The sequence below is a fragment of the Wolbachia endosymbiont (group B) of Melanostoma mellinum genome (genome assembly GCF_947251465.1).
GTDB lineage: Bacteria > Pseudomonadota > Alphaproteobacteria > Rickettsiales > Anaplasmataceae > Wolbachia.
In genome coordinates this window covers 1214377-1226919 of the sequence record NZ_OX366366.1, presented here as the reverse complement: position 1 = coordinate 1226919, position 12543 = coordinate 1214377, and the positions used below count along the sequence as shown (strand labels likewise).

12 protein-coding genes are annotated in these 12543 nt (G+C 33.3%); 7 read left to right on the top strand and 5 right to left on the bottom strand.

Annotation, left to right across the window (positions count from 1 at the left end):
* Positions 1–8: 8 nt before the first annotated feature.
* The gene (locus OPR42_RS05715; RefSeq protein WP_264688609.1) at positions 9–1373 is read right to left on the bottom strand and encodes a hypothetical protein; all 1365 of its coding nucleotides are present in this window, start codon (positions 1371–1373) and stop codon (positions 9–11) included.
* A gap of 281 nt (positions 1374–1654) precedes the next feature.
* On the opposite strand from OPR42_RS05715, the gene OPR42_RS05710 reads away from it, so the two are divergent.
* From OPR42_RS05710 to OPR42_RS05685, 6 genes are all read left to right on the top strand, one after another.
* On the top strand, positions 1655–1981 hold the full coding sequence (locus OPR42_RS05710; protein WP_007549972.1) for a hypothetical protein: 327 nt from the start codon (positions 1655–1657) through the stop codon (positions 1979–1981).
* Positions 1982–2372: 391 nt separating this feature from the next.
* Positions 2373–2990 (top strand): ankyrin repeat domain-containing protein, encoded by a 618-nt coding sequence (locus tag OPR42_RS05705; RefSeq protein WP_007549519.1) that lies wholly within the window; start codon positions 2373–2375, stop codon positions 2988–2990.
* A 24-nt stretch (positions 2991–3014) separates the two neighbouring features.
* On the top strand, positions 3015–3347 hold the full coding sequence (locus OPR42_RS05700; RefSeq protein WP_265042096.1) for an ankyrin repeat domain-containing protein: 333 nt from the start codon (positions 3015–3017) through the stop codon (positions 3345–3347).
* Positions 3348–3378: 31 nt separating this feature from the next.
* Positions 3379–4734: an IS66 family transposase gene (gene tnpC / locus OPR42_RS05695; protein WP_264688612.1), complete on the top strand. Its 1356-nt coding sequence runs from the start codon at positions 3379–3381 to the stop codon at positions 4732–4734.
* Between the two features lie 46 nt (positions 4735–4780).
* Positions 4781–4954 (top strand): hypothetical protein, encoded by a 174-nt coding sequence (locus OPR42_RS05690; protein WP_007549098.1) that lies wholly within the window; start codon positions 4781–4783, stop codon positions 4952–4954.
* 72 nt (positions 4955–5026) lie between these two features.
* On the top strand, positions 5027–5272 hold the full coding sequence (locus OPR42_RS05685; RefSeq protein WP_146038228.1) for a hypothetical protein: 246 nt from the start codon (positions 5027–5029) through the stop codon (positions 5270–5272).
* 310 nt (positions 5273–5582) lie between these two features.
* Here OPR42_RS05685 and OPR42_RS05680 read toward each other — a convergent pair whose 3' ends face one another.
* The 3 genes from OPR42_RS05680 to OPR42_RS05670 form a co-directional block, all read right to left on the bottom strand.
* Entirely contained in the window at positions 5583–6671 is a 1089-nt protein-coding gene (locus OPR42_RS05680; protein WP_264688613.1) for a hypothetical protein, read from the bottom strand.
* 212 nt (positions 6672–6883) lie between these two features.
* Positions 6884–7339 carry an Hsp20/alpha crystallin family protein gene (locus OPR42_RS05675; protein ID WP_007549102.1) on the bottom strand — a complete coding sequence of 152 codons (456 nt, stop codon included), beginning with the start codon at positions 7337–7339 and terminating at the stop codon, positions 6884–6886.
* Positions 7340–7781: 442 nt separating this feature from the next.
* Positions 7782–9989: an ankyrin repeat domain-containing protein gene (locus OPR42_RS05670; RefSeq protein WP_265042376.1), complete on the bottom strand. Its 2208-nt coding sequence runs from the start codon at positions 9987–9989 to the stop codon at positions 7782–7784.
* Positions 9990–10098: 109 nt separating this feature from the next.
* Between OPR42_RS05670 and OPR42_RS05665 the strand changes: the two genes are divergently transcribed.
* The gene (locus OPR42_RS05665) at positions 10099–11376 is read left to right on the top strand and encodes an IS4 family transposase (protein WP_265041416.1); all 1278 of its coding nucleotides are present in this window, start codon (positions 10099–10101) and stop codon (positions 11374–11376) included.
* A gap of 144 nt (positions 11377–11520) precedes the next feature.
* Here the strand turns inward: OPR42_RS05665 and OPR42_RS05660 are convergent, their stop codons facing one another.
* Complete coding sequence (locus OPR42_RS05660; RefSeq protein ID WP_265042095.1) at positions 11521–12207, bottom strand: ankyrin repeat domain-containing protein; 687 nt, start codon at positions 12205–12207, stop codon at positions 11521–11523.
* Between the last annotated feature and the right edge of the window lie 336 nt (positions 12208–12543).

The window sequence follows — 12543 nt, the reverse complement described above, 5'->3', positions numbered from 1 at the left end:
AAATACTCCTACTTATTGCGACCAGAAAAACTACTAACTTCAGTGCTTCCTAGTGTAGACTGTGGGTCACCAGCTCCACCAAAATCACCTCTTCCGTTAGGCACGGATACCGTATCTAATTCAGCAAACAACTTTTCTGCTAATTTACCATAGTCTATATTTTTTCTCATACCATCCCTACCAACCATTTTTAGGTTATCAACAACAGATTTTTTAAAATACATAAAACTTTCAACTGCACAAAACTCTTTGGCAAACTGTAGTACCTTTAACACCTCTTCCTTTTTTGTACAACCAAGTTGCCAATCGACAATCAATCCTGCAAGCGCACGCTTAATCGGAACCCTTCCATTAGAAAAAAATACCGCAGCTTTTTCCTCACGCCCCTCATGATTATTGAAATTACCACACTTTATAAGGTTCATTATAGCTTCCCTAGCTTGAATAGTTGACTCAGAATTTTCGAGCATCATGTCCGAAAGTGAGGAGAGAAGAAGAGTATAACTCCTAGGTGAAAGTATCTTATCCTCCAGTATTTTATCTTTAAACATCGGAAGTATAGCTTGCATCGTATCAAAAAAACCTTGATGTATCAACGCGCTAAAGAGAGAGTACACTCCTTTATCTTTTTTTGATAGCTCAGAATCTTTAAACAGCTTGTTTTTTGCTTGATCGCTCATTTTACTAAGACAAAAGTCTAAAGTAACAGCACCATTATGGTCACATTGAACAGAGGATAATATAGTAACTGCATCAGTAATTTTCCTTTCTCTTTCTTTTTCATTTAGAAGGCTATAAAAATATTCTACTCCTTCGCTCCACTTAAGTTCTATAGCTTTCTTAAATCCTTCTGTTGCGCTGACATGCTTCTTAAATTCTCCAGATTTTTTATCAACCCAAAAGCTAAATACAGGGTCTTGACTCTTCATATAACCCAACAACTCACTCTTTACATATTTGTTATTGCTAGTTGCAGGCTTACCATCATCATCTATCTCTTCAGAAGAGAAGCTACTTTTGTAAGATTCAAACTGCTTCTGAAAGAGCAAAGGAATTTTATCTATCACGCAGTATCGACATGCCATATCATATATAGGAAGAGGGTTCTTTATTTCGCCTATTTTTTCTTCAGTAAACCTCTGTCCTAAGATTGTATTGTTCAATCTCGTACCTGACCAACAACTTTCATCGCGAAATATGTTGTATAAGAATTGTAGCTTATCATCTTTAAGATATTCTACCTGCCTAATGTAAGTTTTTACCCATCTTTCAATAGCTGAACGCCTTTCAGCCATGACCTTGGAATCTGTATGTTGAATAACACTCTTTAACTTACTAAGCACTGCAGCATGACGCTCCATCTTTTTTGGCATTGTACCTCCTATATAAAAATATTGAGAGTACTATGCAAAAGTTAGAATTAAATAGCAACACTAAAATCACCAAAGATAGAAAAAACTCCATGCAAAATATTTTCTATGTTCGAACAAATACAAAAATTCTATTGGAATTATAAGAAATACAAAAGAAAACATCCTTTACCGTTCAAGAAGTTAAACAAGAATCACAAGCGATAAAAGATATACTTACGTTATCATCACAGTCTAAAAATCTAGGCTATAACAATCAAAAAATAAGCGCAAAACCAAAAATAGTGGGAGCGGTTCTTAAAAAATCAGTTAAAAGTAAATCGATAGTACCATTAAGAGCTGAGAATCAAGATTATAGACAAGTAGTGCCAAAAGTGGAGGTGCCTGTTATAGTGGTTAATCGCAAGATGAAAAGTAAAGTAAAAGCAACAGTGGAAAATTTTGAGCAAAACCAAGCAAGAGAATGTGTAGGTATGCAACCCGCTAAAAGTAGTGCCATTATAGCAGCACAATCAGATGTTGGTATAAAGAAAAATCCATTAAAAGTTGCTTCCCAAGCTCAGTCATCCTTTATGAGAAATAAAAGATCTCTAGAAAATCCTGCAAAGTAGCAGTTTGATCATGAGCCTTGTGAAAGCTCTCTTAATTACACATGTAAACGTAAAGCAGTTAGTTACACAGTTTGAAAGACACCTAGAAATAGAGTGAATCCAAATAGATTCTCTAAAAATAGAGTTAAATTTGTTACTTGTTATAATTACAACTTCTATAGACCTGTTGCAAAAGGAAAGCTGCTGTTTTTTACGGTAGTTATTTTCAAAAAAAATCTGATTTACTTTACAGCAGGTCTTATATTATTTTGGAACTTGTTTTTCTACTCTAACTGCCTATTCTGTAAAACCTAAAGAGGTATGCATAAAAACTACTTGCATTGCTAATGTTATTCATTAGCATATAATCAAATCTAATATAGGTTTCTATATAAAATAGGCAGTGGAATTTATGCTCAAAGTGGAGCGTTCAATAGATTACTTAGAAAAAGAAAAAAATAATTCAGAAGCTTCCAAAATATTAGAGAAAGTACAACGTATAGGACAAGCTTATAAATCTTCTGAACTTAAACGTTATCGTAGGTTTGATAGTGATGGTGAAAGAGAGAAAAATACAGAGCTATTTTCTGCTATAAGAAATGGCAACCTGCAGAAAGTACAAGATCTTTTAAAAGCAGGAGTAAAGCTTAACATCATTGATAAAAATAATAAAGATAATACACCTTTACACTATGCTGTTGAAAGGGATAAAAAAGAAATAGTTAGAAAATTACTGCAAGAATGGAAGGCAGATGTTAACGCTAAAAACAATAAAGGTGATACACCTTTGCATATTGCTGTTTCCAGAAATAACAAAAAACTTGTATCGCTACTTCTAGATAAACAAGCAAGAAGTGATATCAAAAATAATGAGGGTAAAGAGCCATATGAATTAGCTAAAAATCAAGAGGTAAGCTATATTTTTAAACATAGGAGCTCTCATTCTTCTGACTATAATGATATTATGAGTCAAGCCAATCTTAATGAGGAGTTGATAAAAATTGTTAAGAGTAGCACCTCAGAAAAATAAAAATCAAACGACATTGAAGATCTTTTGAAGAAAGGAGCGAACATTAATTTTCAGGACGCTAATTATGAGTTAAATACACCGTTACATGCGGCTGTTCGCAAACAGGAACCTAAAGTAGTTAAGCTGCTTGTCAAAAATGGAGCAATACAAATCAAGAATAGTAAAGGTAAAATGCCACTAGATATTGCTAAAAGTCTTAATAACGAAGGTATTATTCAAGAATTAGGCAGAGCTTCACTTCTAAAAAGGGCAAATACTGGAGAAAACAAGCCAGAAATTGGTTCTTCTAAAAAGCCAAGAATTTCCGTAATCGCTCACAGAGATAAGGTGATTTACAAAGTAAATATAAAAGCGTAAAGAAATAGGAAGCTAAATATGGAATGGGTAAATGACAAAAGTGCTGCAAGAAAAGATTGTAGCAGAAAACGCTAATCTCAAGGAAGAAATAAAAGCGCTGATCAGAGAAAATGACAGCTTGAAAGCAAAAATAGTTGAATTACAAGACAAATTGGGCTTAAATTCGCAAAATTCATCGCTGCCACCATCACGAGATATATATCGTAAGAAAGCAAAAAAGAAAAGTGATAAAAAACCAGGAGGTCAGCCAGGACATAAGGGGCATAAGCGTGAATTAATGGCTGCAGACGAGGTAGTGAGCTGCACAATTGATACGATTTGTATGTGTGGAGGTAAGGTTACTTTAGAAGATGAAATTATTCATCAGAAGGCAGAATTGCCAGAAATTAAGCCAACTGTAACTGAGTACAGATTGCAAAGAGGACATTGTAGAGTATGTAATAAAAGAATTACAGCAAATTTACCCGAAGGTGTTGCAAGAGATCTTCTAGGATCTAATGCTAAAACAATTATAAGCAGCCTTAGCGGCTTTTTTATTAACTCAAAAAGAGAGGTACAGCAAATTTTAGGCAGTATTTTTAATCTAAATATAAGCCTTGGTTTAGTCTCAAATACTGAACGCAGGGCATCGAAGAAGTGTGCATCTGAATATGAGAAAATGAAGGAAGAGTTACAAGGAAGCGAATATTTGCATATAGACGAAACAGGACACAGAAATCAAGGAAAGAGAGGCTGGAGTTGGGTAATAACGAACAAAGCGTTGACACTTCTGAAGGTAAGCGAGTCTCGTGGTAAGAAGGTGTTGAAGAGTTTACTGCCAGAATATGATGGCATAGTTGTGAGCAATAGATACGCTGTATACAATTACTTCAATCGTGAAAATAGACAGATATGTTGGACACATTTGGCAAGAGATTTTGAGAGATTTGCCCATAGTAAAAATGTTGAAGTGAGCAAAATTGGCCAAGCACTAAAATCGCTCAGCAATAAGGTGTTTGTAGTAGACAAGGCAAAAAAACACAATTCGATAGATAATTTGAGATTTTATCGACTGATGCGAAAAATTCGGAAAAGGGTAAAACATTTTTTGCGTAAAATGACGAGGGTTGTAAATAGCACTCAAGCTTCAAGAATGGCCGCTAAGATGTTACGGTCTGAGGATATGATGTGGAAGTTTTTAAGAAAACCTGAAGTGATAGAAACAACCAACAACCTTGCAGAACGGCAAATTAGACGGTACGTAATTTATCGTAAAAACAGCTTTTTCACCTGGTCAGAACGTGGGGAAAGATTCGTGGAAAGAATGTTGTCAATATTTTTGACATCACGTCTAAATGGCCAAAACCCCTTTCAAAAGCTACAGAATCTACTAGCTGTCACTGCTTAGTTCTTTATTCATTCTCACAATCCGTGAACGGTTACGAATTTCCTTCATGAAAAAAGAAGAGCCTGAAGGAACAAAAATCGAAGAGGATGAATCAAGAACATACCTTGCTTCTGGATTAAATAATACTCTTCATGGCAACATTTACCAGCTAAAATTGTTAATGTTATTTTTAAAGCGTGGACTAGATAAAAGCTACTCTTTTCGTTTGGCTACAGAGTAGAATAATGCTGAAAAATTTGATGATTTGGTTTTTATATGTAATAATTCAAAATCAAAAAAAATATATCGTTTTTTGCAAGCAAAACACAAGCAAAATAAGGAGGATAATAAAATTGGAATAAGCGATTTACTCACAAAAAATAAAGATGGTGAATTTAATTTGGCAAAGTATTTCATTTCCTACTTAAAGATTAAATACAATCAAGACTTTATCAATGGTGAACTGAAAGATTTTGTTATTTGTACCAACATTGATTTTGATCTAGATCAAAGCAGAACACAAGATGCAGTAAAAAAGTTGAAAGTGCAAAAAAAATAAAGGAAAGGAAATTTTGGTTGAAACAATTAAAGATAATGATGTCTTCTTTAAAGATGGCGGTGAGAGATATAAGCTTTCTTATGAAGTATATAACAATGTTACAAAAAATAATATCATAGAATTCAGTAGGATTATTCCTAGGATGTTTCTATGTTCCAAAAGAGGAAACTTAAATAACAAAATAAATACCCTTTTAATATACACAGAAGGCATTCTATAGCTAACTTAAGTAACCAGATACAACTATAACTTTTATTGTTTAATAACATTTGTGCCATTCTCTCTAACTTGAGCTTATGGTTTAAAGTACTTAATGACCAAGAGCATAATTATTACTACAAATAGGTGGTCTTAGGCTTTCAAGATGACTATTTACTTTCAGCGAATCGTCCAAATCATGCTCTATTTTTTGTGTTTTTATCTCGAATTTAAATCCTAATTTTTCGCAGAATTTTTGAAAATATTCTTTAATAACATCAAACAAGTTTCTACTTTCCCCTTTATAATTTTTTAGTTCCTTAGGAATAGTAAGTAATAATTTGCCATCTTTATAGGTTACACCATCTTTACCATCTTGAGACTCAAGTACAAATTCAAGTGAAGTCGATAGATCGCATATTTTTTCTCCTGGGTTATCAAACTTCGTTACGAACACTAACATATCAGATTTTACTTTTGTACTGATTGGATCAGCACAATCAATACACATTGTTTTATTCTTGCTATATTCCCCTTTTAATCCATATTCCAAGAGTGAACTTTCAAGAATAGGGATGCTTACAGCAAATTCATACCCCGCTTGGTTACAATTAGTGATTATTTCTTCTAAAATAGGGTCATTCGGAACACTTGCTTCTGCGTATTGGAACATTTCCTTAAAGACTTCTTTTACAAATGGGCGATAGTTCTTATTCTCATCTCCTACTTTTAGTAATAGATGCAGATGCTCTCTTCCAGCATTGTAAAATCTCTCAAAATCTTTCCCATATGAGGTGGTTTTCTGATAATCAGGAATTTCAGAATTTTTGCAGTGACTTTTCCATAATTCACATAACGCATTATGTGCAAGTTCCTTTTCAAGATCCTTGAGGACTGAATCAACAAAAGCTCTACCATAATCTGTATCTATTTCTCTTTGTTTTTCTCTTGCGGTTTCACTACTGTATATATCATAACTATTAAAAAGGTTGCTTTTGCGATATTGAGCTCCTTCAATTAATGCAGAGGTTAAAACTGTATCTATAATTTTTCCATTAATAACAAAGTTCATTCTTGGAAAATCGAAATACATTGTTTCACCAGAGTTTGCTGATTTATTGCTCTCACCAGCCTTTAATTCACTAAAACCAAATTCTTTAATTTTAGCCTTCAATGTAACTATTGGATTTGCCTCACTCATACTCCCTCTTTCTTCAAAGTCAATTATACCATAAGAGTTATTAATAGATTATTGACAATATGTAAGCTTAACAAAGGCTTTACACTATCTGTATAATAAATACGCTAAGACAAAAATTTAGATCTAGAAAAGATAATTGAACTTTATTACATTCCATCTATAATAATTTAAAGTAGCAAGCCTCAAACTAGAAGCCTGCTATTACTTACTGGTTACTTTACATCAATTCTCTTGATATGTTTCTCCGACTTAGGTATGGTTACGTGCAATATTCCATCTGAAAAATTAGCAGACACTTTATCTTGCTCTACATTTACTGGAAGCTGAATAGACCTATAGAAAGATCCATAGTATCTTTCTCGATGGTAAAACTGCTTATCTTTTGACTCGTTATTACACGTCTTTTCACCCTTCACTATTAAGCTGTCGCTAGATATACTAATGTCTATGCTTTCTTTGGAAATACCTGGTAGCTCTAGTGAGAGACAATAGCTTTCTTTTGTTTCATAAAAATCGCAAGCTGGTAATAGACTACTACCTCTTCTGGAAAGCTCTGAGTCCCATCCTGTAAAGAAGCTATCAAATATGTTATCAACGGCTCTTTGTAGTCCTCTTACACTAAAGTTATCACATTTATTGTTTTTATTTGAATGAACTATATTACTCATGTTGTACCTCCTTTCACTAATATATGCATTACGTAATCATTCTACTTACTAATTTCAATCCTAAATCTAAAGTCAGAGCTTTTGTTAGATGTGAAAAGTTGTTCCAATTTACTATGACTTGATTATGAGAAAAAAATCTTATTTGGATTACCATGGGTAATGCTATAAACTAGATTAATTGTAGTACGTAGAGTTATTGCATTCCTCCCATTTCTGCGATTATTTTCTTCATCTTCATTTGATAAGTATTTTACTTTCCAAACTTACCTCCAATGATTTATTTAATATTCCCCAACTTTTAGTGCACTAAATTTGCTCATTTTTCCTTAACTTGACACGTATACTTTTTTGAATATTTCCATAAAACCTTTAAAATAATCTTTAAATTACTAAAGCCGTTACTTAATGTTGAAAGTAGCTTGTTCTGCTATTTTTCCTTAACTTAAACGTACTGTACTTGAGATGTACTTGAGGTAATCACTACATTGTTAATATTAGTATTAGGATTACTGATGCTAAGAGGGTTACAAGCATCTATCAAAATTCTTAAGTCTTCGTTACTCAGGTAGCTAAATATTTTTTCAGTACAGTCATATGGTAACTCAGGAAAATTGTTAAAGAGAAAATGGAAAATTTTATTGCCTTGTTCAAGTAACTCTTTTCTTTCCATACCCTTTCTGAAATGACTTTCGATCATACTAGCATATATTGGAAATTTTGTTTTATAGTCGTCTGATTTTAAAACCTGCACTATATTTTCATTCCTCATATATATTGCTAATGAGCTTGTACCTTTTGCCAAGATATCATAAAATGAAATGTTAGGATTATTAATCTTCTCACTCTTCATCCTTGCTATTTCTTCCTCACATTCATCCTGAAAGCCACTTATTTCACCACTGATACTCATTGATAGTAAATTTTTTTCACTTACATATAAATTTGCGGTTTTCATTTTAACTATGTGGCGTTTAAGAGCTTCAGCAGTTACTTCACACGAACAGACACCACGATCAGGATCGTAATAACCATCATCATCAGAGTCATAGTTGTTGAGTTGACTATAGAATGACCTTATACCAGCCATAGCAGAATCAAGTGGTGTATGATTATTTCTACTCGTAATATTAATATCAGAGCCATATTCCAAAAGAGTTGTAACAACTTCTTCATGTCCTTCTTTAGAAGCAATGTGAAGTGCTGTTCTGCCATACTCATCTCTAGAGTTAATATCAGCACCAAATTTCAAGACAGTCTCAATAATTTCCTGGTAACCTTTTTGAGCAGCCAGGTGCAGTGGTGTTATGTCACTTTTAATTTTAGAACCAACTTTAGCACCGCATTCTAGCAATACTTTTACAACCTCTTTATGGCCTTTTTGAGTTGCAATATGAAGCGCAGTTATTCCATCTTTTTGCTTAGCGTTTGCGTTAGCTCCTTTGTTCAAGAGCATTTTGCTAATTACTTCATTTCCTTGTTGAGCAGAAAGATGGAGAGGTGTTATATCACTTTTAACTGTAGAATTAACATCTGCATTATATTCTAAAAGAGCTTCAACAACTTTCGTATATCCTTTCTGAGCAGCAGCATGAAGCGTCGTAATACCATTTTTGGTTTGAGCATTTATATTAGCTCCCTTACTTAGAAGCAGTTTAGCAATTTCTCCCTTAATATTAATATCAGGATCTTCATTAGTAAGAAATCCAAAAAAACCTTCACTCTCACTTAAAGCAGTAAAATGCAATGCTGTTCTTCCATATTTATCACTAGCGTTAATATCAGTATCGTGTTGCAAAAGAGCTTCAACGATTTCTATGCATTCCTTCTTAACAGCAATATTCAATAGCTCAGGATTATCTTTTACATTAGCTCTATTAGTTAAAAGTAGCTTGGTAATTTTTAAATCGGCATTCTCAGTAGCATAAAATATTGGAGTTTTTCCAGTTTTGTCTTGAGCATTTATATCAGCTCCATAGCTTATCAATAATTTAGCTACTTCTTCCTGTTTGTTTTTGGCTGCACTATGTAAAGGTGTAAAACCTTCTTTAGATGTTGAATTGTGTAACGTATTAACATCAGCACCATACTTCAATAGGTCTTCAACAATTTTCAAATATCCTTTTTCAACAGCAGCATGTAATAACTTAGGATTATTTGCATCTTCGAGATTAACAATAAGACCATATTCTAGAAGAGCCTCAACAATCTTTTTATACTCTTCTCCATAGCCGTGCACTGCGATTTTAAGAGAGCTTCTGTTACTTTGATGATTAATATCAGGACAATACTTTAAAACATCCTCAACAATCATTAAATATCCTTTTTCAACAGCGAGGTGTAGTGTGGTTTTACCATCTTTGTCCTGATTATCAACTTTAGCTCCATGTTGTAAGAGCAGCTTTACAACTGTTTTACGTCCTGTTTTGGTAGCAATATGAAGTGGCGTTAAATTACTATTTGTGCTAGCATTAATATCAGCACCTTTATTCAAGAATAATTTCACAGCTTCTTCATTGCCTAGTTCAGAAGCAAAATGTAGTGGCGTATATCCTTCCTTCAATGTGAAAGAATGAGTACAAGCACCATGGTTTAGAAGATCTTCGGCAATATGCATATATCCTTTCTTAGCAGCAATATGAAGAGGGGTTATACTATCTTCACTGCCATTAAGTTAAGGAAAAGTGATGAACTGTATTATAAAATCAGGTAAGATTCACAAATTAAAAGAAGTAATGACATGAGTAAAAAAAAGAATAATCATGTTTATAAAAAATAAATTGATGAGTTTAAACTTTATAAACGCACACAGAGCATCCTCAAAAGACTTCTCACGAAAAAGAAAGCTGCCCTTCGTTAATGTATTTCTCCTGATTTTTAGAAAGAGTGTAAAGTCATTACAAGTGATGCTTAATGAGTTTGTTCTGCATACAAGAAAAGATTATACAATTACGGCAAGTGCATTTACTCAAGCAAGAAAGAAGCTAAAACATACTGCGTTTTCAGAGTTAAATGATGATATAGTTTCCCTATACTACCAAGATCAGGAATTTAAAACCCACCATGGCTTCAGAGTACTTGCATTTGATGCTTCAATACTGATTCTGCCAAAGAGCGACAAAATAATAGGTGAGTTTGGCTCAAGAGCAGTATGGAATGGAATCCAGAGATTTGAAGACTATACAAGTGCAACCTTTGAAGTTTGCTACGATGTGCTAAATAATATTGCAATAAAATCTGTGCTAAGTAGAGGTGACAGCTATGAGGTTGATTTAGCAATCGGTATGCTTGAATCCATAAAATCAGACGATTTGTTAATCTGTGATAGAGGATACGTATCTTATCGATTTCTTGCTGAGCTTACAGGAAGGAAAATCAATTATATAATTCGCTGTTCAAGTTCGTCTTTCAATGAAATAAACACTATGTTTAAGCCGGAAAGCCCATCTAGTACGGTGGTAGTGTCTACCGCACCTATTAAAGTAGCAAGACAGCTACGAAAGCTAGGATTACCTGATGAGATGAAATTCAGGTTAGTCAAAATAATACTTTCTTCTGGCGAAGTTGAAGTGTTAGTAACATCTCTGTTAGATGAGAAACGTTTTACAGTTGAAGAGTTTGAGAGATTATATTACTTGCGCTGGGGAGTAGAAACATTTTTTTCTAGGCTGAAGGGAAGATTAAATTTAGAGAATTTCACAGGAAAAAGTATTGAAACTATCAAGCAGGATTTTTGGTCAACTATCTTCATCAGTAATCTAGAAAGTATCATGATAGAAGATGATGAAGAGACATTGAGCTCACAGAATAGTAAACTAAAAAAAAGCATCAATAAATCTGTCTCATTTAATGCGATTAAAAACTTAGCCTTTGATATTTTTTCTACAGAGTCAGACATAGACTGCATTATGTATCGACTATCACAGTTATTTTTGATGAACACTTTAGTGGTGAGAAAAGGGAGAAGAGTTGATCGTCATAAGATATCTGATATTCGTTCACTCAACTACCAGAAAAGAGCTAGAAAACATGTGTTTTAAATTCAAGATATCTTTTCAGTATCATTGCATTAGTACATTCTTTGCAAAATAACCTGCAATTATTACTTTTTTAAATAACTTGCACTTTTCAGACTCCCTTTTCTTAAAAATTCACCCTAGTATTTACCATAATTATCAATCACTTCAAATTTTTTGTCCAATCTTAACTTCTCTTTCCCTTAACTTAATGGCAGTGATACTATCTTCCCCTTTAACATCAACATTAGCACCTCTACTTAAAAGCAACGTGATAACTTCTTTACTACCTTTTTCAACAGCAAAGTGCAGTGGTGCATAACCTTTTTTCCATGTTGAAGTACACACACAATTAACATAAGCTCCATATTTTAAAAGATGCTCAACAATCTGTAAATACTCTCTCTCAGCTGCAATATGAAGAGGAGTTATACCATCATTGCTTCTGACGTTAATGTTAGCTCCACGATTTAAAAGTAGTTCGGTAATTTCCATTTTCTTATTTTCAATCGCATTGTGAAGCGGAGTTCTGCCATACTGATTTTTAGCATCAATGTTAGCACCTCTGTCTAGAAGCATCTTAACAATTTCTATGTCACCATTTATAGCAGCAAAATGAAGTGGAGTATTAGAAGGTCTTTTGTTTTTGCTGTTAACTTTAGAACCGTTTGTTAAAAGTAGTTTAGTAACCGCTGTATGTTTATTCTCAATAGCATCACGAAGTAAAACATATCCTTCTGACCATGCTTGTGAATAAGATAGTCCAAAAGAATTAATTAACTCCCTTGCTCTTTCTAGTCTTCCTTCACGAACTGCAGAAATTAAACTGTAGCTTGTATTATCATTGCCTAGCATAACTACTTACCCTCCAGATTATAACATTTTCCTTATATTAATATAATCATAAATAGATGATATATTATCCACAGTATATAATATAAGTCAAACTAGTTTAAACATAATATTTTTACTATCTTGCAGTGTTTTAGTTTCTGTAATAAATCCAGGTGTTTACATATACTCTCCTTTAACGCAATAAATATGTCTAATAGAATAAAATGGTAAACTTGTAGCTGTGATGTGGAGTATAAAGTAGCCCATGTACCAAAAATTTGTACTTTTTTCTATATCTACTTTCCTTAATTTGACTCTATGGCTTGCTGAAACTCAGATATTGTAACTGATTTAAGT